We start from the raw sequence: 20,203 nt of genomic DNA on the forward strand, positions 1-20,203 counted from the left end.
GGATCTCGGCGCAACCAGAACCGGACGCACCAGAAAGTGGTGCCCATGGCGGGAATCGGACCCGCGACCTCTCCCTTACCAAGGGAGTGCTCTACCACTGAGCCACATGGGCAATTGACACTGCTTGCACAGCACCAAAAATTTCTACTCAACAAACCAACGCAATGAACAATGGAGCGGGAGACGGGAATCGAACCCGCGTCATTAGCTTGGAAGGCTAGGGTTCTACCATTGAACTACTCCCGCGCAGACCACCGGCCTTTGCGAACTTGACCCCATCTTGCACGGCCAAGCAACACTCTCAACACTGCTCACTCACTGGTGGAGGGGACTGGATTCGAACCAGTGTAGGCGTAAGCCAACAGATTTACAGTCTGCCCCCTTTAGCCACTCGGGCACCCCTCCGGAGAATTTCGAATTATAGCACCAATTTTTGCGCGCTTAAAAATTAAACGCACTTGGCACCCATCACAAGCACTGGCAATGCTTGTTGCTGCATCGATCGTTGGTGCGGCTGGCGGGGATCGAACCCACGACCCTTGGCTTCGGAGGCCAATACTCTATCCACTGAGCTACAGCCGCACACCTCTGACTTACGCAGCCTTTGATTATTGCACGCGACGGGCTTCCAACCAAACAAAGCCCCAGCGCTCAATCACGACAGGGGCGCATGGACTCCTTAGACCCGTCCAGCGACAAGCCCACCCCCTGAAGAAACGCGTCAGTACTGGCGCCACCCACACGAACGAGATCGAAGCCCCCCTCATTCAAGATCCAGTTGCGAATCAATCCATCAAAAAGAGCGTGCAGGCTGATTGCCGCCTCCATGGCCGACATCGACAGCATCACCCCCTGCGACTCCGCCGCCAACGCGAAGTCACGCGCCAGTTGCTGCGTGAAACCCTCAGAGGCCGCTACGTGGCGCTCACGCAAGCCCATCAGCTCGCTCACGTACTCCACCTTGTACAAAGCAATTTCGAAAACCCGACGGGTGTGCTCGTCCGAGGCCACGCTGCGAAATACCAGCGCCATCACCGCCCGCAGCCGCTGCACTGGATCAGCACCGGCACTGTCCTCAAAGCTGGCAAAACCCTGCTCCAGCGGCAGCGTAACCCGATCCATCATGGCGCCGAACAGATCTACCTTGTCCTTGAAATGCCAGTAGATCGCACCACGGGTAGCCCCCGCAGCCTGTGCAATATCACTCAGCGACGCCCGGGACACCCCCTTCTCCCGAAACACCGATTCAGCCGCATCGATCAACCCGTTACGGGTGGCGATTGCATCTTCTTTTGTCCGGCGCGCCATAGTCAAACACCTTGTTGAGTCTCCAAAACCCCTACAGCTGCGGAGGGGCATCTGTCACAGTCGACAATTATACATTCATGTCTGTATGTATAATTTCCGATCAAACTGGCGGGACTTCGCGCGCAGCGCCCTGAGCTCGGCCTGGCCTTATGGCCCCCTCCCTTTTCTGACGCACATCCAAAGGACTTCCATGCCCCAACTGCATGACGCATCCGGCACCCCGCAACTGCGTGCCGCCACCACCCGACGAGTGCTTTCGCTGGCCGCCATCAGCGCAGCGGTACTGCTGGTATCCGCCTGCGGCAAGCCCGATGGACAGTCCGCCGGTGCGGGTGGCCCCAAGCCCCCACCCGTCGAGGTGGGGGTGGTCACCGCCACCCCGGGCGACGTAGGACTGATCACCGAGCTGCCTGGCCGCGTGGAGGCATCGCGCGTGGCCCAGGTGCGCGCCCGGGCCGCAGGCATCCTCCAACAGCGGGTGTTCAAGGAAGGCAGCGACGTCAAGGCGGGGCAGGTGCTCTTCCGCATTGATCCCGCGCCCTACGCCGCAGCGGCAGAAAGTGCACGTGCCAGCCTCGCCAAGGCACAGGCCAATCTGGCGCAGGCCAGCGCACAGGCAGAACGCTATCGCCCGCTGGTCGCCGCCAATGCCATCAGCAAACAGGACTTTGTGAACGCCGAAGCGGCCGAAAAACAAGCCCAGGCCGACGTGGCGGCCGCCAAGGCCGCAGTGCGCACCGCCGACATCAACCTCAGCTACGCCAGCGTGACCGCTCCCATCTCCGGCCGCATCGGTCGCGCACTGGTCACCGAAGGCGCCCTGGTGGGCCAGGGCGAAGCGACCGCCTTGGCCGTGGTGCAGCAGATCGACCCGGTGTACGTGAATTTCACCCAATCGGCCGCGGACGTGTTCCAGCTGCGCCGTGCCATGGAAAGCGGGCAATTCAAGCGCGCGGGCGGCGGACAGGGGGCCAGCGTCAAGCTGGTGCTCAGCGATGGCTCTGAATACTCACAAGCCGGCAAACTGCTGTTCACAGATTTGTCGGTGGACTCCACCACCGGCCAGGTCACCCTGCGCGCCGAAGTGCCCAACCCCAAGGGCGAACTGCTGCCCGGCCTGTACCTGCGCGTGCGGATAGAACAGGCACAGGCCAGCAACGCCATCACCCTGCCCCAGCAGGCTGTCACGCGGACCCAGCAGGGCGACACGGTCAGCGTGGTGGGCGAGGACGGCAAGGTGTCCCAACGCACCGTCAAGATCAGTGCCGCGCAGAACAACCGCTGGGTGGTGCTGGACGGGCTGAAGGCGGGAGAAAAAGTGATGGTGGACGGGTTCCAGAAGCTGCAGATGCTGCCTCCCGGAACCCCGGTAAAGCCCGTCCCATGGCAAGCGCCAGGCACGCCTGCGCCGGCAGCGGCGACCGCCTCCGCGCCCACCTCCGCAGAGGCGCCGGCCGCACCTGCTTCGGCCGCATCCAAGCCATAAGGGGCAATCCAGCATGGCCAAATTTTTCATTGACCGCCCCATTTTTGCGTGGGTGATTGCGCTGTTCATCATGGTGATGGGCGGCGTAGCCATCACGCAGCTACCTATTGCCCAGTACCCGCCGGTGGCGCCACCGTCCATCGTCATCAACGCGGCCTACCCCGGCGCGTCAGCGCAGACCCTCGAAGACAGCGTGCTGTCGGTGATCGAGCGCGAGATGAACGGATCCCCAGGGCTGATCTACATGGAGTCGGTGGCGCAAGCCGATGGTTCCGGCAGCATCACGCTGAGCTTCCAGCCTGGCACCAATGCCGACCTGGCACAGGTGGACGTGCAGAACCGGCTCTCGCGCGCCTCGCCGCGTCTGCCGTCTGCCGTGACGCAGCAGGGCGTACGCGTGGACAAATCGCGCTCCAACTTCCTGCTGTTCACCATGCTGTCGTCCACCAACCCGGCCACAGACACCGTGGCCCTGGGCGACTATGCCTCGCGCAACGTGGTGCCCGAACTGCAACGCCTCAAGGGCATTGGTCAGGCGCAACTGTTCGGCACCGAGCGGGCGATGCGTATCTGGATCGACCCGGCCAAGATGCTGAGCTACAACCTGTCAGCCGCCGAGATCACCGCTGCCATCCGCGCCCAGAACGCGCAGGTGGCCAGCGGCACCATTGGCGACCTGCCCAATGTTGCGGGCCAGGGCATTGCCGCCACTGTGGTTGTCAACGGGCAGCTGTCCAGCGTCGAGCAGTTCGGCAACATCGTGCTGCGTGCGAACACCGATGGTTCCACCGTGCGCATCAAGGATGTGGCGCGTGTGGAACTGGGCGGCCAGGCCTACGCCACCGCTGCGCGCCTGAACGGCAAGCCCGCCGTGGGCATCGGCGTTCAGCTGTCGCCCAGCGGCAATGCGCTGGAGGCAGCCAAGGATGTGCGCGCCAAGATGGATGAACTCTCGCGCTACTTCCCCGAAGGCATGAGCTGGAGCATTCCTTACGACAGCTCGCGCTTCGTGGACATCTCCATCAAGCAGGTCGCAGAAACCCTGGTCGAGGCCGTGGTGCTGGTGTTCCTGGTGATGTTCCTGTTCCTGCAAAACTGGCGCTACACCATCATCCCGACCATCGTGGTGCCGATTGCGCTGCTGGGCACGTTCGCCACGCTGCTCGCGCTGGGCTTCTCGATCAACGTGCTCACCATGTTCGGCATGGTGCTGGTGATCGGTATCGTGGTGGACGATGCCATCGTGGTCGTGGAGAACGTCGAGCGCATCATGAGCGAAGAAGGCCTGTCTCCAGTGGAGGCCACCCGCAAAGCCATGCGCCAGATCTCGGGCGCCATCATTGGCGTGACGGTGGTGCTGATCTCGGTGTTCGTGCCGCTGGCCTTTTTTGCAGGCTCCACCGGCAACATCTACCGCCAGTTCTCGGCGGTGATGGTTGCCTCCATTGGCTTCTCGGCCTTCATGGCACTGTCGCTCACGCCAGCGCTGTGCGCCACACTGCTCAAGCCCGTGGAGGCCGGGCATCACCACGAGAAGACCGGCTTCTTTGGCTGGTTCAATCGCGGCTTTTCGCGCACCGCCAAGGGCTATGAGGGTTTTGTGGCGCGCATCCTCCGTCGCGCTGCGCGTTACCTCGTGATCTACGCCGCCATCATCGGCGCCGTGGCGGTGGTCTACATGCGCCTGCCCACATCGTTCCTGCCCAGCGAGGACCAGGGCAACATCATCGTCAACGTGCAGCTGCCACCCGGCGCCACGCAGGAGCGCACGCTGGCCGTGATGGAGCAGGTCGAAGGCTTCATCCTGAAGCAGCCTGAAGTGCAGAGCATGGTGGGTGTGCTGGGCTTCAGCTTCTCCGGCCAGGGGCAGAACGCGGCCCTCGCGTTTGTGACCCTCAAGGACTGGAGCGAACGCCATGGCCCCGGCCAGTCAGCTCAGGACGTGGCCAACCGGGCCTTTGGTGCGCTGATGGGCATTCGCGATGCGTTCATCTTTCCGTTGAGCCCGCCACCCATTCCCGAGCTGGGCAACGCCAGCGGCTTCACGTTCCGCCTGCAAGACCGGGGCGGCGCAGGGCACGAAGCCCTGGTGAAAGCCCGCAACCAGTTGCTGGGCATGGCCTCGCAGAGCAAGGTGCTGACGCAGTTGCGCCCTGATGGTCTGGAGGATGCGCCACAGCTGCAAATCGACATTGACCGTGACAAGGCCAACGCGCTGGGCGTGCCCTTCGACGCCATCAACTCTGCGCTCTCCACAGCGCTGGGTTCCAGCTATGTGAACGACTTCCCCAACCAGGGCCGCCTGCAGCGGGTGGTGGTGCAAGCCGATGCGCCTGCACGCATGCAGCCTGACGATCTGCTGCAGATCAATGCCACCAACAGCCAGGGCAAACCGGTACCGCTGTCGGCGTTCGCGACGACGCGCTGGGTGACCGGCGCGCAGCAAACCGTGCGCTACAACGGCTACCCCGCCATGCGCATCTCCGGCTCGCCCGCGCCGGGCTACAGCACGGGGGCGGCGATGGCCGAGATGGAGAAGCTGGCCGGCCAACTGCCCCAAGGCTTTGGCTTTGAATGGACTGGCCAGTCGCGCGAAGAAAAGCTGGCAGGGTCGCAGTCGCTCATCCTGTATGGCTTTGCCATCCTGGCGGTGTTCCTGTGCCTGGCCGCGCTGTACGAGAGCTGGTCGATCCCGCTGGCCGTGATCCTGGTGGTGCCCCTGGGCGTGCTGGGCGTGCTGCTGGCCACGTTGCTGCGCGGCTATGCCAATGACGTGTACTTCCAGGTGGGCCTGATCACCATCATTGGCCTGTCGGCGAAAAACGCCATCCTGATCATCGAGTTCGCCAAGGACCTGCAGGCCCAAGGCAAGGGCGTGATCGAGTCGGCGCTGGCCGCCGCGCACCTGCGGTTCCGTCCTATCGTGATGACCTCGATGGCGTTCGGCCTGGGTGTTCTGCCACTGGTGGTTGCGTCGGGCGCAGGCTCTGCCAGCCAGCGGGCCATCGGCACTGGCGTGCTGGGTGGCATGGTCACCGGCACCGCCCTGGCCGTGTTCTTTGTGCCCGTGTTCTTTGTGGTGGTGCGCAGCCTGTTCAAGGGCAGCGCACGCCAGCAGGAAATGAACCGCCGCCATGCAGAAGAAGCAGGAGTTGGAACCCATGACTAAACACCGCCGTACCCCTCTGGCACTGGCAGCGGCCGCAGCGGCGGCGCTGCTGGCGGGCTGCTCGTTCATTCCTACCTACGAACGCCCTCAGCCCCCCGTCCCTGCTACTTACGCCGGCGCGGCAGCAACAACGGACGGTGCGGCGGTTCAGCCGGGCGCCACCGTGCCCTGGCAGAACTACTTTGCAGAGCCACGTCTGCAGCAGCTCATCGGCATTGCGCTGGCCAACAACCGCGACTTGCGGGTGGCCATGCTCAACATCGAGCAGGCCCGGGCCACCTACCAGGTGCGCCGTGCCGACCTGTACCCGGGCGTGGGCCTGGCGGCTAATGCCAGCCGGGCGCCCGCTGCGGGCACCGGCAACCTGACCAACTCGTTCAGCGTGGGCCTGGCCGTATCTGCGTGGGAGATCGACTTCTTTGGCCGCATTGCCAGCCTCAAGGAACAAGCGCTCGCCCAATACCTCGCCACCGAAGAAGGCCGCAACGCCGCCCAGGTGAGCCTGGTGGCGGCGGTAGCCAATGGCTGGCTGACGCTGCTGGCCGACGAGGAACTGCTGGACCTGTCGCGTCAGACCCTTGCCTCGCGCGAGGAGTCGGTGCGCTTGACCAAGATGCGCCTGGACGCGGGCGTGGCCTCCGAGCTCGACTTCCGCCAGGCAGAGTCGCTCACCCAGGCGGCCCGCGCCACGCTGGCACAGCAACAGCGCCAGCGCGCGCTCGACGAAAACGCGCTGGTCCTGCTGCTGGGCCAAGCACTGCCCCAGGACGTGCGCGCCAGTCTGGCGGGTGGCAAGCTGGCCGACGCGCCTGCGATGGCACCGCTACCTGCTGGCGTGCCGTCAGAGCTGCTCACCCGCCGGCCAGACATCCGCCAAGCGGAGCAGCAACTGATTGGCGCTAACGCCAACATCGGCGCAGCGCGGGCGGCGTTTTTCCCGCGCATCTCCCTGACAGCGCAGGCAGGCACCGCCAGCGGCGAGCTGTCCGGCCTGTTCAAGAACGGCTCCTGGGGCTTCACCATAGCTCCATCCCTGCTGCTGCCCATTTTTGACGCGGGCCGCAATCAGGCCAATCTGGACAGCGCCCGGGTCGGCCGGGAGATTGCCGTGGCGCAGTACGAAAAAGCCATCCAGACCGCGTTCCGCGAAGTCTCGGACGCGCTGGCCGGGCAAGCCACCCTGGGCGAACAGGCCCAGGCCCAGCAACAGCAGGCTCAGGCAGAAGCCGCGCGCCTGCAACTGGCCGACCTGCGCTACCGCAACGGCGTGGCCAGCTATCTGGACCTGCTGGACGCACAACGCTCGCTGTTCACGGCCCAGCAGGCCGTGGTGCAGGTGCGGCTGGCGCAACTGCAAAACCAGGTGTCGCTGTACAAGGCGCTGGGGGGCGGAGCACCCGACACCAGCGCCCAGGCCCCGTCCTGACGCTCTGCGCTGAAGCGCGCGCAGCCCCCTGAGGTGCTGCGCGCGCTGGGGCAAACCCGTGGTTGTCTGCATCAAGCGGGGATCGGAATAACCATCCCCGCAGATATAATTTAAGGTTGATTACACCGAAGCCCCCGATACACCTGAGGACGACATGAGCGACAACCACCACGAAGAAGCCCATACCGGCCCGATCAAGAACCCCAAGCAGTTGCTGGTCGCGGTACTTTTCTCGTTTGTAGTTCCGATCTTTGCCATCATTGGCTTGGTCCTGTATGTGACGTCGGCGGACAAGCCCGCTGCCGGTGCCGTCAACCCCGAAAAGGCCATCGCCGAACGCATTCAGAAGATCGGCATGGTTGAAGTGCGCGACGCCAACCGTCCCCTCAAGAGTGGCGAAGAGGTGTTCAAGGCCCAGTGCTCCGCCTGCCATGCCTCCGGCGCTGCAGGTGCCCCCAAGTTTGGCGATGCAGCCGCCTGGGCTGCGCGCATCGGCACCGGGTTTGAAGCCCTGGTGCAGTCCGCCCTGAAGGGCAAGGGCGCCATGGCCCCCCAAGGTGGCGGCGACTTCAATGACACCGAAATCGCACGCGCCGTGGCCTACATGGCCAACGCGGGTGGCGCCAAGTTTGCCGAACCTGCTGCTCCCGCCGCTGCGGCCCCTGCCGCCCAGGCAGACGCAGCCCCAGCGGCCGCTCCTGCACCAGCACCTGCCGCAGCCCCTGCAGCGGCTGCGCCCGCTGTAGCAGTAGCTGCCGCACCTGCAGCCGCCGCAGCAGGCGCTGGCGAGGCTCTGTACAAGCAAGCTTGCCAGGTGTGCCATGCTGCCGGTGTGGCCGGTGCTCCCAAGTTTGGTGACAAGGCCGCATGGGCCGCTCGCCTGCCCGCAGGCATCGATGCGTTGTACACCAGTGTCGCCAAGGGCAAGGGCGCCATGCCTCCCCGTGGTGGTACACAAGCCTCTGACGCCGATCTGCGCGCCGCGGTGGAGTTCATGGCAGCCGCCGCCAAGTAAGGCAGCCCTTTTATCCCGCCCTGGCGGGGTAAAAACCCAAACCCAAAGCCGGTCCTTGCGACCGGCTTTGTCGTTTTGGAACCCATCCCGCTCAGCGATCAGCAGCGGTCAATGCCTGCGGCTCCAGGCGAAGGGCGGTGGGGGCGGAGAGCTTCAGCTTGACTGCGACGCCCCAGCTTGCGGCCTGGCACGCGGGCTGCAGACATACCCGTAGCGCGCCGGCAGGTCCTTCGCCTGCACGTCCTCGGGCGTCCAGCGCCCATCGGTCACCGCCTCTGCTGCCAGTGCCACGTCCAGCGTGTGGACCAGCCCGAGGCCCAGGTCTGTCTCCAGGTACACACGGCCCAGTTCGTCCAGCAGGCAGCGGCGCACCAACGCCTCCCGACCGGTGTGGCTGACGGCACGCAGGTCCTGCGGCTGCAGGCGCCAGACCCAGGGCGTGGCCTCCAGCTCTACATACACGCGCTGAGGGCCGTTCTGAAAGAACCACTGCCCCTGGTCGTCATGTTCGTAGTTGCGGGCTATGAACGCGATGAGCTTGTCGTGCTGCAGCAACGACCCTTTGCTGTGCGGAAACGTACCCGCTGCCTGCACCGCGTCGTCGCGCAGATACCAGTGGCCACGCGCATCCAGGCCCAGCCAGCCATAGCAGTCGGGCACATTGGGCCATTTGGCCAGTGCCTGTTTGACGATGTCATCCATGGGCGGATTGTGCGCTGTGCTGCGCCAGCGCCCCACTGTGCTCGGCCAGCCACCCTCCCACCGCGTCGGGCATGGCGCGCACATGCCCGGGTGGCAACCCACGCGGGAACCCCACATGGCCGCCGTGCGCCGGCTGCCAGAGCGTCACATGGCGCCCTACCTCGCGCACGCCCGGCAGGCTGCCAGCGGGCACAAAGGGGTCGTTGCGCGCGTTCACCACCAGGGCCGGAATGCGGATGCGGTGCAGCAGCGGCTTGGCCGACGCGCGCAGCCAGTAGTCCTCGGTGTTGCGAAACCCATGGACCGGCGCTGTGAACACGTTGTCGAACGCGTACAGATCCCGCGCGGCCAGCAGAGCCTGCCGGTCAAACAGCCCCGGGTGCTGGGCCAGCTTCTGCAGTGCCTTGGGCACCAGAGTGCGCATGAACATGCGGGTGTACACCAGCCGGTTGAAGCCGCGCCCTATGGCATGGCCGCCCGCTGCCAGGTCGATGGGCGAGCACACGGCCGCCACCGCATCTGCGCTGCGCGCGGCGTCAGTGCCCACTTCGGCGGCCCAGCGCAGCAGGGCATTGCCGCCCAGTGACACCCCCACCGCCATCAGCGGCCCCTGGTGGCGCGCGCGCAGTTGCTCCAGCATCCAGCCGATCTCGGCGTAGTCGCCCGAGTGGTAGGCGCGCGGGGCGCGGTTGATCTCCCCACTGCACCCCCGGAAGTGCGGGAGCGCGCAGGCCCAGCCGCGCTCGCGGGCCAGGTCGGCAAAGGCCTCGCAGTAATGGCTGCGCGACGAGCCTTCCAGCCCGTGGAACACCACCAACAGCGGCCGGGGAGCGTCAGCCGCCACTCCGTCCTGCAGATAGTCCACATCGACAAAATCGCCGTCGGGGGTGTCCCAGCGCTCACGGCGGTACTCAGGACGCGGGCCGAACACCCGGCGTGCGTACAGCGCGGGCCAGATCGTTTGCAACTGGCCCCCGGGCAGCCAGCGAGGCGCTATGTATTTCATAGCTGCCAAGGCATATGTTGTCGGCGCATACGGCCAATTGGACCCAAAATCCTCACGCAGGGGCCTCTCAATGCAGAACGGGGCGCTGCGCCAGCACATCCACCTGGGCATCGGGCGCCACGCCCGGGCTGGCATGGTGGGCCACCAAACGCCAGCCTTCGGGAGTCTTGTGGTACACGTTGGTGGCCATGACCACGGCCTGGTGCAGGCCGTCGGGCAGCATCACCTCGACCTGCTCGACCACGCTGTGCACGGCGCTCGACAGCGCCACCACGCGGTGCACCTGCGCTGGCCGAGCACGCACGGTGCCATGCGAGAACATCGCCTCGAACGCGGCACGGATGGCCACAGGCCCCAGCAGGCGCGGCCCTCCCGGATGCACGCAGATGATCTCGTCGTCGTCCGCCCAGCACGACATCAGCAGATCGATGTCACCGCGCTGCAGCGCCTCATAGAACGCGGATTCGGTTTCATCCGAAGAGCCACCCAGAGTGGCTGCTTTTGATCGGGCGCGGGGCATGTGGGTTCAGAGGGTAAGTGGGTTGGAATGGCGTGACAGGTGCAACGCGAGGCTGCTATTGTGCGGCGGCGGTGCAATGCCTTGCTGCGGTCTGATTTTGTACGCGCTCTGGAGGTGCACCCACTGCGACAGATCCTCCACAAACTTTGCTGTCTTGCGCATCGCGGTTTCTGGCACAGTCATCCCATTTCTCCATCGGCGGACTCCACCATCATGATGATCCAACGTCTTCTTGCCCTCCTCACCGTGCTCGCTGCCACGCTCACACTGAGCGGCTGCGGCTACAACGACTTCCAGCGCCTGGACGAGCAGTCCAAGGCCGCGTGGAGCGAAGTGCTCAACCAGTACCAGCGCCGTGCCGACCTGGTGCCCAACATCGTCGCCACCGTCAAGGGCGAGGCCAACTTTGAGCAGGAGACGCTGACCAAGGTGGTCGAGGCCCGTGCCAAGGCCACGGCCATCCAGGTCACGCCCGAAACCCTGAACAACCCCGAGGCTTTCAGCAAGTTTCAGCAGGCCCAGGGCGAGCTGTCCAGCGCCTTGTCGCGCCTGATGGTCGTGTCCGAGCGCTACCCCACCTTGCAGGCCAACCAGGGCTTTCGCGACCTGAGGGTGACGCTGGAAGGCACGGAGAACCGCATCACCGTGGCCCGCAACCGCTACATCCAGACGGTGCAGGAGTACAACGTGCTGGCCCGCAGCTTCCCCACCAACCTCACGGCCATGGCCTTCAGCTACGCCCCCAAGCCCAGTTTTACCGTGGCCAACGAGGCCCAGATTGCCGTGCCGCCCACGGTGGACTTCTCCGCATCCAAGGCCAAGCCCTGAACACCCCTTGCAGGGTCTGACGTGAGCCAAATATGCTGCTAGCGCCTATTCGATATGCCCTGATAGCTATATTTTTGATAGCTTCATGGCCAGTCTTTGGCTGGGCCCAATCGCAGCCGCTGGCGGTGCCCCCGCTGACCGGCCACGTCATGGATCAGACAGGCACGCTCAGCGTCAATGACATTCAGGCGCTGGAGGGCCAGCTGGTTGCGCTCGAAAAATCGCGCGGCTCGCAAGTCGTGGTGCTGATCGTGCCCACCACGGCACCGGAAGATATCGCCGCCTATGCCAACCGCGTCGGCAATCAGTGGAAGATCGGGCGCCGCGACGTGGGTGACGGTGTGCTGGTGGTGGTCGCCAAGAACGACCGCAAGATGCGCATTGAGGTCGCCAAATCGCTGGAAGGCGCCATCCCCGACATTGCAGCAGCACGCATCATCGACGGCGCGATGAAGCCTCGCTTTCAACAAGGCGACTTTGCGGGAGGCCTCGGTGCAGCGATCACGCAGATCGGCGCGCGCATCGCGGGCGAAGCCCTTCCCGCCCCGGCCGAGACATCCTCCCCCGCCGCTGGAGGCAGCAGTCACGGCCTGTTCGACTGGACGGACTTCGCCATCTTCCTGTTCTTTGGCGTCATGGTGGCTGGCCCATTGGCACGCAGCCTGCTGGGGGCTGCGCTGGGTGGCCTGGCGGTGGGCGGCGGCGTGGGGGCCCTGGCGTTTGTGTTCACCTCCAGCCTGCTGCTGTCGGTGGGTGCGGGCGTCATTGCACTGCTCTACACGTGGCTTTTTGGCGGTAGCAGCGGCCCCATCAGCCTGGGGCATGGCGGTGGAGGCTCCGGAGGCTGGAGCAGTGGCAGTTCGGGCGGATTCAGCAGCAGCAGCAGCAGTGACAGCGGCGGTTTCAGTTCGGGCGGCGGGGGCGATTTTGGCGGCGGCGGCGCCTCGGGGGATTGGTGATGGGTGTTGAGAACAGCGAACGACCTGCGCACACGCTGTGGCGAGCCCTCTGGCGGCTGGTGCACCACCGCTGGCATGACGCTTTTGGCCGGTCCGCCATCCCGGCACCCGCGCTGCAGCGCCTGGGCGCGCAGGTGGCGGCCAACGAGTTGCAACACACCGGGCAGATCCGCATCGTGGCCGAGGCGGGCCTGCCCTGGAGCTACCTGCGCCGCCACGCCCGAACGCGGGAACGCGCATTGATGCTGTTTAGCAAGCACCGCGTGTGGGACACCGAACACAACAACGGCGTGCTGATCTACCTGCTGATGCCAGAGCATGCGTTTGAGATCGTTGCCGACCGGGGCTTGGCGCGCCATGTCCCTCCGGAGGTGTGGGAGCAGATGGCGGCGCAGATGTCAGCCCAATTTCGGCAAGGGCATTACGAGGAAGGCCTGTCGCGGGCGGTGAGCGCTGTGGGCGCCCTGCTGATTCAGCACTTTCCACGCGCGGCGGATTCCCCCTCCCCCAACGAGCTGCCGGACGCACCGATCGTGCGCTGACGCTGCTTGACGGGCGTCGGCCCCAACAGCGTACGAGCGGCGCATGCCGGCACACTAAAGGCCACGATGACGGGGCATCTTGCAGGCGAGGCCATTGGCGTTCGCAGCCCTCCTAACCCCCAGCCCCACGTACCCCAGTAGCCCTCTTGTCGGAGGTCATGCGGGGCACCGACTCTATGGTCTTGCACCGCCTCCGTATGGTCGGAACGCTGGACTTATCCAGGCCCTGGTCGTCCTGAATTTGCACCCGGGTTTTCCATGAAATCCTAGCGGTTCCGACACCTTGTGAGGCCCTAAGTCCTCGGGCGCTCTCATACATTCCCTCCATTGTTTCCAATACCGGAACAGTTAGTTCGCGACCCGGTGGTTTTTCTCTGCACCCCACCGGCGTACAGTTCATCCCATCGATGAGCCGAACCCGCAAGGCGACTCACCGAACCCGGTCCCAGGCAGCTTTCTTTGTTTTTGGCGCTTTGTTCCGGTTTTTTGAGCCGCTTCTTTAACTTCAAGGATTTCCATCATGAACAACACCGCACGTTTCCTCTCCATCGCCGCTGTCGCTGCTTTCGCTTCTTTTGGTGCCCAGGCTGACGAAGCCGATGCTTCGCAGTTCGCCACCAAGTTTGAAACCAACCGCACTCGCGCTGAAGTGCAAGCTGAAGCAGCTACCGTGGCCCAGACCCGCTCGATCGAACCCGCTGGTTCGCGTGTGGTGACTTACAAGTCCACGGCTGACCGCGCTGCCGTGCGTGCCCAGGCTGCTGAAGCTGTGCGTACCGGCCAGATTTCTTCGGGTGAGCGCGGCTAATTGACCCGGGGCGGCTGAATCTGCCGCTCTGGTTGCGCCGTATCTCTCAGTACCCAAGTCCCTCTTTTTCAAATTTTCTGGAGTTTCACCATGAACAAGTCTGTCCGTTTCCTGTCCGTTGCTGCTGTCGCCGCTTTCGCCGCTTTTGGTGCCCACGCTGATGAAGCCGATGCTTCGCAGTTCGCTACCAAGTTCGAAACCAACCGCACCCGTGCTGAAGTGGCTGCCGAAGCCGCTACCGTGGCACAAACCCGCAGCATCGAGCCTGCTGGCTCGCGTGTGGTGACCTACAAGTCCACCGCTGACCGCGCTGCTGTGCGTGCCCAGGCTGCTGAAGCCCTGCGCACGGGCCAGATCTCTTCGGGCGAGATCGGCAACGCGATGTAATTGCCACAGGCCCCGTGCGCACGGCATGGGGGCTTTGTGAAAAAGCTGTGCAAATGCAAAAGGCCGGGGCCCTGTGAGGGGCCCTGGCCTTTTTGTTTGTGCGTAAGCCTTTTGGAGCGGAGATCAAGTGACCAGCTTCGCAGAGGCCATTGCTGGCGAGTTGCTACCCCGTCGATAGGCAATACTGCGCCCCCGCTTCTAGGAGTATGGCTGTGTACGTCTGGAGCGTTGTCACCGCGACAGAAACAAAAAAACCCGGCAATGCCGGGTTTTTTGTGCCGCACCAGAGTGCTCGCGAAAGCTTACTTCTTCTGGCGGAACTTGCGCAGTGCGGCAATCTGGGCAGCCATGACGGCCAGCTCGGACTGGGCCTTGGCCAGATCGATGTCGCTCTTGGCGTTCTTGAGCGCTTCTTCGGCTGCAGACTTGGCCGCGTTGGCCTTCTCGTCGTCCAGATCCTTGCCACGAATGGCGGTGTCCGACAACACGGTCACGCAGTTGGGTTGCACTTCCAGAATGCCACCGGCCACGAAAACGAACTCTTCGCCACCGTCAGCCATTTCGATGCGCACCGAGCCCGGCTTGATGCGGGTTATCAGCGGGGTGTGGCGGGGGTAGATGCCCAACTCGCCAGCTTCGCCGGGCAGAGCGACAAAGCGCGCTTCACCGGAGAAGATGGACTCTTCGGCACTGACCACATCAACGTGGATGGTGTTCATCATTGCTCCTAGGAAAAGGTGGGTTGCTTGATTGCAGAAGGCCGGGTCGCCACGGGCTGCCCGGCCGACGGCTCATCAGGCCACCTTCTTGGCCTTTTCGAAGGCTTCGTCAATGGTGCCCACCATATAGAACGCTTGCTCTGGCAGGTGATCGCATTCGCCGTTCACGATCATCTTGAAACCACGGATGGTTTCGGCCAGGGGAACGTACTTGCCTGGGGAGCCCGTGAACACTTCGGCCACGTGGAAAGGCTGCGACAGGAAACGCTGGATTTTGCGAGCGCGGGCCACAGCCAGCTTGTCTTCAGGAGCCAGTTCGTCCATGCCCAGAATGGCGATGATGTCGCGCAGTTCCTTGTAGCGCTGCAGCGTACCCTGCACGGCGCGGGCCGTAGTGTAGTGGTCTTCGCCCACCACGTTCGGGTCCAGCTGGCGGCTGGTGGAGTCCAGCGGGTCCACAGCGGGGTAGATACCCAGCGAGGCGATGTCACGCGAAAGCACCACGGTGGAGTCCAAGTGGGCGAACGTCGTGGCTGGCGAGGGGTCGGTCAAGTCATCGGCTGGCACGTACACGGCCTGGATGGAGGTGATCGAACCGACCTTGGTGGACGTAATACGCTCTTGCAGGCGGCCCATTTCTTCGGCCAGGGTAGGCTGGTAGCCCACGGCGGAAGGCATACGGCCCAGCAGAGCGGACACTTCAGTACCGGCCAGCGTGTAGCGGTAGATGTTGTCCACGAAGAACAGCACGTCACGGCCTTCGTCACGGAAAGATTCCGCAATGGTCAGACCGGTCAGGGCCACGCGCAGACGGTTGCCTGGTGGCTCGTTCATCTGGCCGTACACCATGGCCACTTTGGACTCGCCCAGGTTCTCCAGATTCACCACGCCGGAATCGGCCATTTCATGATAGAAGTCGTTCCCTTCGCGGGTACGCTCGCCCACACCAGCGAACACCGACAGACCCGAGTGGGCCTTGGCGATGTTGTTGATGAGTTCCATCATGTTAACGGTCTTGCCCACACCGGCGCCACCGAACAGACCCACCTTACCGCCCTTGGCGAACGGGCACACCAGGTCAATCACCTTGATGCCGGTTTCCAGCAGTTCTTGCGAGGGCGACAGTTCGTCGTACGCAGGTGCCTTGCGGTGGATCGAAGCCGTCAGCTCCTGGCCCACGGGACCACGTTCGTCGATGGGGTTGCCCAGCACGTCCATGATGCGGCCCAGCGTCGCCTTGCCCACGGGCACGGTGATGGGGTTGCCGGTGTTGGTCACCATGATGCCGCGGCGCAGGCCGTCGGAGGAACCCAGGGCGATGGTACGCACCACGCCGTCACCCAGCTGCTGCTGCACTTCCAGCGTCAGGGCAGAGCCTTCCAGCTTCAGGGCGTCGTAAACCTTGGGCATCTGGTCGCGTGGGAACTCAACGTCCACCACGGCGCCGATACATTGAACAATCTTGCCTTGCACTTGAGCCATTTTTCGCTCCAATAAAGTAGTTAGTTGAGCTGCTTACACAGCAGCGGCGCCAGCCACGATTTCCGAAAGTTCTTTCGTGATCGCTGCCTGGCGCGTCTTGTTGTAGACCAGCTTCAACTCGCCAATGACGCTTCCGGCGTTGTCGGTGGCGGCCTTCATGGCCACCATGCGTGCCGACTGCTCGGACGCCATGTTTTCCGCAACCGCCTGGTAAATCAGGGACTCGACATAACGGACCAGCAGCTCGTCGATGACGCTTTGCGCATCGGGCTCATAGATGTAGTCCCAGCCGTGTTCCGTCTTCTCAGCCTGCATCTGCTCGGAGGACAGGGGGAGCAGCTGCTCCACCACCGATTCCTGCTTCATGGTGTTGATGAACTTGGTGTAGCTCAGGTACACCGCGTTGATCTTGCCTTCTGCGTATGCATCGAGCAGCACCTTCACCGGGCCAATCAGTTTGTCCAGGTGGGGGGTGTCGCCCAGACCCGTCACGTGCGAAACCACCTTGGCGCCCACACGGTTCAGGAAACCCAGGCCCTTGTTGCCAATCGCCACGGCTTCGGTCGAGACGCCAGCACCCTGCAGTTCACGCAGCTTGGTCGTCACGGCACGCAACACGTTGGTGTTCATGCCGCCGCACAGGCCCTTGTCCGTGGTAATGACGATCACACCGGCGGTCTTGGCATCGTTCATTTTCATGAACGGGTGCACGTACTCCGGGTTGGCCTTGCCGAGGTTGGCTGCAATGTTGCGGATCTTCTCGCTGTATGGGCGGGCAGCCCGCATCCGGTCCTGCGCCTTGCGCATTTTGGATGCGGCCACCATTTCCATGGCTTTGGTGATCTTCTTGGTGTTTTCCACCGATTTGATCTTGCCGCGTATTTCCTTGCCTGCTGCCATGATGGCTCCTCGTCCGGTTTAAGCGAACGACTTCTTGAACGCGGCGATCGCTGCGGTCAATTCGGCTTCTGCATCCTTGTCCATGGCCTTGGCCTGTTCCAGCTTGGCCAGCAAAGCGGCGTGGCTGGTCTTCAGGAACTGGTGCAGGCCGTGTTCGAAGTCGAGCACCTTCTTGACATCGATGTCGTCCATGAAGCCCTTGTTCACAGCGAACAGCGTGGCGGCCATCAGCGAGATGGACAACGGGCTGTACTGTGCCTGCTTCAGCAGTTCGGTCACGCGGGCACCGCGGTCCAGCTGCTTGCGGGTGGCTTCGTCCAGATCGGAAGCGAACTGCGCGAACGCAGCCAGTTCACGGTACTGGGCCAGGTCGGTACGGATACCGCCGGACAGGTTCTTCACCAGCTTGGTCTGGGCAGCACCACCCACGCGCGACACCGAGATACCGGCGTTGATGGCGGGACGGATACCGGCGTTGAACAGGCTGGTTTCCAGGAAGATCTGGCCGTCGGTGATCGAGATCACGTTGGTAGGCACGAAAGCGGACACGTCGCCAGCTTGCGTTTCGATGATCGGCAGTGCGGTCAGCGAACCGGTCTTGCCCTTGACTTCACCCTTGGTGAAGGCTTCGACATAGTCGGCGTTCACGCGGGCTGCACGTTCGAGCAGACGGCTGTGCAGATAGAACACGTCACCAGGATAGGCTTCGCGGCCTGGTGGGCGACGCAGCAGCAGCGACACTTGGCGGTAGGCCACAGCTTGCTTGGACAGGTCGTCGTACACGATCAGGGCGTCTTGGCCGCGGTCGCGGAAGTATTCGCCCATCGTGCAACCCGAGTAGGCCGACACGTACTGCATGGCAGCCGATTCGGAAGCCGATGCGGCCACCACAATCGTGTACTCCATGGCGCCGGCTTGTTCCAGAGCGCGCACCACGTTCTTGATCGACGATGCCTTCTGACCGATGGCGACGTAGATACAGGTCACGCCCTGGCCCTTCTGGGCGATGATGGCGTCGATGGCCACGGCGGTCTTGCCGGTCTGGCGGTCACCAATGATCAGCTCGCGCTGGCCACGGCCCACGGGCACCATCGAGTCGATGGACTTCAGGCCGGTCTGCAGAGGCTGGTCCACGGACTTACGGGCGATCACACCGGGAGCAACCTTTTCGATCACGTCGGTGAGCTTGGCGTTGATGGGGCCCTTGCCGTCGATAGGTTGACCCAGGGCGTTCACCACGCGGCCGACCAGTTCGGGGCCCACGGGCACTTCCAGAATGCGGCCCGTGCACTTGACGGTGTCGCCTTCGGAGATGTGCTCGTACTCGCCCAGAATCACGGCGCCGACGGAGTCGCGCTCGAGGTTCAGCGCCAGACCGTAGGAAGGCTGACCGTCCTTGGTCGCGGGGAACTCGAGCATTTCGCCCTGCATCACGTCCGACAGGCCATGAACGCGCACGATACCGTCAGACACGGACACCACGGTACCCTGGTTGCGGATATCGCTGCTGGCGGCCAGACCTTCGATGCGGCTCTTGATGAGTTCAGAAATTTCTGCGGGATTGAGTTGCATGACTCTTTCCTTCTTTCTTTGGTTCGCTGTCCTCGTCGCGCGTTACGCAACGAGGGCCGCTTTCATTTGTTCAAGACGGGCCTTGACCGAAGTGTCCAGCACCTCGTCACCCACCACTACGCGAATACCACCGATCAGGGACTCATCCAGCTGTACAGCGAGATTGAGCTTACGGCCGAAGCGCTTTTCCAGCGCTGCGCTGACCTCGGACAGTGCAGCACTGTCCATCGGAAATGCGCTGTACACGACGGCATCCGAGGAGCCGTTGCGACGATTCACGAGGGCACGAAACTGCGCAGCCACTTCCGGGAGCGCATCGATGCGTCCGTTGTCGATGACTGTGCGCAGGAAATTTTTGGCCATATCCGGCAGGGCCGAGCGGGCGACCCCGGTGAATACGGCGAACACCTGGTCTGCCGTCACCTTGGGGTTGTCCGCCAACTGACGCAGCTGGGGGTTGGCGGCAATCGCCGCCAGTTCGTCCATCCAGGCAGCGGTGCTGCCCAGATCGACGCCCGCGCCCGCAGTGGCAGCCTTGAACAAGGCATCGGCGTAAGGGCGGGCAATGGTGGCGAGTTCAGCCATGTGTGTCCCCTTACAGCTCGGTCTTCAGGCGGTTGAGCAGGTCGGCATGGACGCCAGCATTGACTTCCTTGCGGAGAATCTGCTCGGCACCCTTGACGGCCAGCGCTGCCACCTGCTCACGCAGGGCTTCGCGGGCTTGGACCGTCTGCTGCTCGGCTTCGGCGCGGGCTGCAGCAACAATCTTATTGCCTTCCTCTGTGGCGCGTGCCTTGGCTTCTTCGATGATGGCCTGGGCACGACGGTCGGCGTCCGCAAGACGCGAGGCCGTTTCGTTGCGCGCCTGTGACAGTTCCTTTTCAACGCGCTGGTTGGCAGCGGTCAGTTCGGATTTGGCACGGTCGGCAGCTGCGAGGCCATCGGCGATTTTCTGGGCTCGTTCATCCAACGCCTTCGCGATCGGAGGCCACACGAATTTCATCGTGAACCACACGAGGATCAGGAAGACGATGGCCTGAATGAACAGGGTCGCATTGATACTCACGGCAACACCTTTCTAAAGTGGCGTTGAACGGGATTTACTTGGGCAGGTTGGCCAAGAGCGTGGAAACGAAGGGGTTGGCGAAAGCGAACAGCAGGGCGATAGCCACACCGATCAGGAACGCAGCGTCGATCAGACCAGCCAAGATGAACATCTTGGTTTGCAGTTCGTTGATCAGTTCAGGCTGACGTGCCGACGATTCGAGGAACTTGCCACCCATCAGGGCGATGCCGATGGAAGCGCCGATAGCGCCCAGACCAACGATCAGACCACAAGCCAGAGCGACGAGACCGAGAATGTTTTCCATGATG

20 protein-coding genes and 4 tRNA genes are annotated in these 20,203 nt (G+C 63.5%); 9 read left to right on the plus strand and 15 right to left on the minus strand.

Features of this window, described 5'->3' with window-relative positions:
* Positions 1 to 37 precede the first annotated feature (37 nt).
* The 5 genes from ACT531_RS02190 to ACT531_RS02210 all read right to left on the minus strand — a co-directional run bounded on the left by ACT531_RS02190 (position 38) and on the right by ACT531_RS02210 (position 1,308).
* Positions 38 to 112, minus strand: a tRNA-Thr gene (locus tag ACT531_RS02190).
* 60 nt (positions 113 to 172) lie between these two features.
* A tRNA-Gly gene (locus ACT531_RS02195) sits at positions 173 to 246 on the minus strand.
* 73 nt (positions 247 to 319) lie between these two features.
* Positions 320 to 405: transfer RNA gene (locus ACT531_RS02200), tRNA-Tyr, on the minus strand.
* Between the two features lie 101 nt (positions 406 to 506).
* Positions 507 to 582 (minus strand) — tRNA-Arg (locus ACT531_RS02205).
* A 69-nt stretch (positions 583 to 651) separates the two neighbouring features.
* Positions 652 to 1,308, minus strand: coding sequence for a TetR family transcriptional regulator (locus ACT531_RS02210; RefSeq protein WP_476016329.1), 657 nt, complete (start codon positions 1,306 to 1,308; stop codon positions 652 to 654).
* A gap of 190 nt (positions 1,309 to 1,498) precedes the next feature.
* On the opposite strand from ACT531_RS02210, the gene ACT531_RS02215 reads away from it, so the two are divergent.
* From ACT531_RS02215 to ACT531_RS02230, 4 genes are all read left to right on the plus strand, one after another.
* Complete coding sequence (locus ACT531_RS02215) at positions 1,499 to 2,794, plus strand: efflux RND transporter periplasmic adaptor subunit (RefSeq protein WP_476016330.1); 1,296 nt, start codon at positions 1,499 to 1,501, stop codon at positions 2,792 to 2,794.
* A 13-nt stretch (positions 2,795 to 2,807) separates the two neighbouring features.
* Complete coding sequence (locus ACT531_RS02220) at positions 2,808 to 5,963, plus strand: efflux RND transporter permease subunit (protein ID WP_476016331.1); 3,156 nt, start codon at positions 2,808 to 2,810, stop codon at positions 5,961 to 5,963.
* On the plus strand, positions 5,956 to 7,389 hold the full coding sequence (locus ACT531_RS02225; protein WP_476016332.1) for an efflux transporter outer membrane subunit: 1,434 nt from the start codon (positions 5,956 to 5,958) through the stop codon (positions 7,387 to 7,389). Before ACT531_RS02220 ends, ACT531_RS02225 begins: the two co-directional genes overlap by 8 nt.
* A gap of 154 nt (positions 7,390 to 7,543) precedes the next feature.
* Complete coding sequence (locus ACT531_RS02230; RefSeq protein ID WP_015012225.1) at positions 7,544 to 8,404, plus strand: c-type cytochrome; 861 nt, start codon at positions 7,544 to 7,546, stop codon at positions 8,402 to 8,404.
* 153 nt (positions 8,405 to 8,557) lie between these two features.
* Here the strand turns inward: ACT531_RS02230 and ACT531_RS02235 are convergent, their stop codons facing one another.
* The 3 genes from ACT531_RS02235 to ACT531_RS02245 all read right to left on the minus strand — a co-directional run bounded on the left by ACT531_RS02235 (position 8,558) and on the right by ACT531_RS02245 (position 10,632).
* On the minus strand, positions 8,558 to 9,106 hold the full coding sequence (locus ACT531_RS02235; RefSeq protein ID WP_476016333.1) for a DUF2946 family protein: 549 nt from the start codon (positions 9,104 to 9,106) through the stop codon (positions 8,558 to 8,560).
* On the minus strand, positions 9,099 to 10,112 hold the full coding sequence (locus ACT531_RS02240) for a YheT family hydrolase (protein WP_476016334.1): 1,014 nt from the start codon (positions 10,110 to 10,112) through the stop codon (positions 9,099 to 9,101). The genes ACT531_RS02235 and ACT531_RS02240 overlap by 8 nt, the downstream gene beginning before the upstream one ends.
* A 67-nt stretch (positions 10,113 to 10,179) precedes the next feature.
* On the minus strand, positions 10,180 to 10,632 hold the full coding sequence (locus ACT531_RS02245; protein WP_476016335.1) for a YybH family protein: 453 nt from the start codon (positions 10,630 to 10,632) through the stop codon (positions 10,180 to 10,182).
* A 216-nt stretch (positions 10,633 to 10,848) separates the two neighbouring features.
* On the opposite strand from ACT531_RS02245, the gene ACT531_RS02250 reads away from it, so the two are divergent.
* The 5 genes from ACT531_RS02250 (at position 10,849) to ACT531_RS02270 (ending at position 14,156) form a co-directional block, all read left to right on the plus strand.
* Entirely contained in the window at positions 10,849 to 11,460 is a 612-nt protein-coding gene (locus ACT531_RS02250; protein ID WP_060985174.1) for a LemA family protein, read from the plus strand.
* 32 nt (positions 11,461 to 11,492) lie between these two features.
* Positions 11,493 to 12,419, plus strand: a complete 927-nt coding sequence (locus ACT531_RS02255) for a TPM domain-containing protein (RefSeq protein WP_476016336.1) — start codon at positions 11,493 to 11,495, stop codon at positions 12,417 to 12,419.
* Positions 12,419 to 12,961, plus strand: coding sequence for a TPM domain-containing protein (locus tag ACT531_RS02260; protein WP_476016337.1), 543 nt, complete (start codon positions 12,419 to 12,421; stop codon positions 12,959 to 12,961). Before ACT531_RS02255 ends, ACT531_RS02260 begins: the two co-directional genes overlap by 1 nt.
* 520 nt (positions 12,962 to 13,481) lie before the next feature.
* On the plus strand, positions 13,482 to 13,769 hold the full coding sequence (locus tag ACT531_RS02265; RefSeq protein ID WP_015012218.1) for a hypothetical protein: 288 nt from the start codon (positions 13,482 to 13,484) through the stop codon (positions 13,767 to 13,769).
* 90 nt (positions 13,770 to 13,859) lie between these two features.
* A complete protein-coding gene (locus ACT531_RS02270; protein ID WP_056062211.1) occupies positions 13,860 to 14,156 on the plus strand; it encodes a hypothetical protein in 297 nt (98 codons plus the stop codon).
* 302 nt (positions 14,157 to 14,458) lie between these two features.
* On the opposite strand, the gene ACT531_RS02275 is transcribed toward ACT531_RS02270, so the two are convergent.
* The 7 genes from ACT531_RS02275 to atpE form a co-directional block, all read right to left on the minus strand.
* Positions 14,459 to 14,875, minus strand: a complete 417-nt coding sequence (locus ACT531_RS02275; protein ID WP_015012216.1) for a F0F1 ATP synthase subunit epsilon — start codon at positions 14,873 to 14,875, stop codon at positions 14,459 to 14,461.
* Between the two features lie 75 nt (positions 14,876 to 14,950).
* Positions 14,951 to 16,357, minus strand: coding sequence for a F0F1 ATP synthase subunit beta (gene atpD, locus ACT531_RS02280; RefSeq protein WP_015012215.1), 1,407 nt, complete (start codon positions 16,355 to 16,357; stop codon positions 14,951 to 14,953).
* Between the two features lie 33 nt (positions 16,358 to 16,390).
* Positions 16,391 to 17,257, minus strand: coding sequence for a F0F1 ATP synthase subunit gamma (gene atpG / locus ACT531_RS02285; protein ID WP_476016338.1), 867 nt, complete (start codon positions 17,255 to 17,257; stop codon positions 16,391 to 16,393).
* Between the two features lie 18 nt (positions 17,258 to 17,275).
* Positions 17,276 to 18,829 (minus strand): F0F1 ATP synthase subunit alpha, encoded by a 1,554-nt coding sequence (gene atpA, locus ACT531_RS02290; protein WP_060987364.1) that lies wholly within the window; start codon positions 18,827 to 18,829, stop codon positions 17,276 to 17,278.
* 42 nt (positions 18,830 to 18,871) lie between these two features.
* Positions 18,872 to 19,414 (minus strand): F0F1 ATP synthase subunit delta, encoded by a 543-nt coding sequence (locus tag ACT531_RS02295; protein WP_015012212.1) that lies wholly within the window; start codon positions 19,412 to 19,414, stop codon positions 18,872 to 18,874.
* A gap of 10 nt (positions 19,415 to 19,424) precedes the next feature.
* On the minus strand, positions 19,425 to 19,895 hold the full coding sequence (locus tag ACT531_RS02300) for a F0F1 ATP synthase subunit B (RefSeq protein WP_015012211.1): 471 nt from the start codon (positions 19,893 to 19,895) through the stop codon (positions 19,425 to 19,427).
* 34 nt (positions 19,896 to 19,929) lie between these two features.
* Positions 19,930 to 20,199, minus strand: a complete 270-nt coding sequence (gene atpE, locus ACT531_RS02305; protein WP_015012210.1) for a F0F1 ATP synthase subunit C — start codon at positions 20,197 to 20,199, stop codon at positions 19,930 to 19,932.
* Positions 20,200 to 20,203 lie beyond the last annotated feature (4 nt).

The organism is Acidovorax sp. DMC1, from assembly GCF_056314325.1.

Coding starts and splice junctions, on each gene's coding strand:
- ACT531_RS02210 (WP_476016329.1), bottom strand. CDS start 1,308: ATGGCGCGCCGGACAAAAGAAGATGCAATCGCCACCCGTAACGGGTTG.
- ACT531_RS02215 (WP_476016330.1), top strand. CDS start 1,499: ATGCCCCAACTGCATGACGCATCCGGCACCCCGCAACTGCGTGCCGCC.
- ACT531_RS02220 (WP_476016331.1), top strand. CDS start 2,808: ATGGCCAAATTTTTCATTGACCGCCCCATTTTTGCGTGGGTGATTGCG.
- ACT531_RS02225 (WP_476016332.1), top strand. CDS start 5,956: ATGACTAAACACCGCCGTACCCCTCTGGCACTGGCAGCGGCCGCAGCG.
- ACT531_RS02230 (WP_015012225.1), top strand. CDS start 7,544: ATGAGCGACAACCACCACGAAGAAGCCCATACCGGCCCGATCAAGAAC.
- ACT531_RS02235 (WP_476016333.1), bottom strand. CDS start 9,106: ATGGATGACATCGTCAAACAGGCACTGGCCAAATGGCCCAATGTGCCC.
- ACT531_RS02240 (WP_476016334.1), bottom strand. CDS start 10,112: ATGAAATACATAGCGCCTCGCTGGCTGCCCGGGGGCCAGTTGCAAACG.
- ACT531_RS02245 (WP_476016335.1), bottom strand. CDS start 10,632: ATGCCCCGCGCCCGATCAAAAGCAGCCACTCTGGGTGGCTCTTCGGAT.
- ACT531_RS02250 (WP_060985174.1), top strand. CDS start 10,849: ATGATCCAACGTCTTCTTGCCCTCCTCACCGTGCTCGCTGCCACGCTC.
- ACT531_RS02255 (WP_476016336.1), top strand. CDS start 11,493: ATGCTGCTAGCGCCTATTCGATATGCCCTGATAGCTATATTTTTGATA.
- ACT531_RS02260 (WP_476016337.1), top strand. CDS start 12,419: ATGGGTGTTGAGAACAGCGAACGACCTGCGCACACGCTGTGGCGAGCC.
- ACT531_RS02265 (WP_015012218.1), top strand. CDS start 13,482: ATGAACAACACCGCACGTTTCCTCTCCATCGCCGCTGTCGCTGCTTTC.
- ACT531_RS02270 (WP_056062211.1), top strand. CDS start 13,860: ATGAACAAGTCTGTCCGTTTCCTGTCCGTTGCTGCTGTCGCCGCTTTC.
- ACT531_RS02275 (WP_015012216.1), bottom strand. CDS start 14,875: ATGAACACCATCCACGTTGATGTGGTCAGTGCCGAAGAGTCCATCTTC.
- atpD (WP_015012215.1), bottom strand. CDS start 16,357: ATGGCTCAAGTGCAAGGCAAGATTGTTCAATGTATCGGCGCCGTGGTG.
- atpG (WP_476016338.1), bottom strand. CDS start 17,257: ATGGCAGCAGGCAAGGAAATACGCGGCAAGATCAAATCGGTGGAAAAC.
- atpA (WP_060987364.1), bottom strand. CDS start 18,829: ATGCAACTCAATCCCGCAGAAATTTCTGAACTCATCAAGAGCCGCATC.
- ACT531_RS02295 (WP_015012212.1), bottom strand. CDS start 19,414: ATGGCTGAACTCGCCACCATTGCCCGCCCTTACGCCGATGCCTTGTTC.
- atpE (WP_015012210.1), bottom strand. CDS start 20,199: ATGGAAAACATTCTCGGTCTCGTCGCTCTGGCTTGTGGTCTGATCGTT.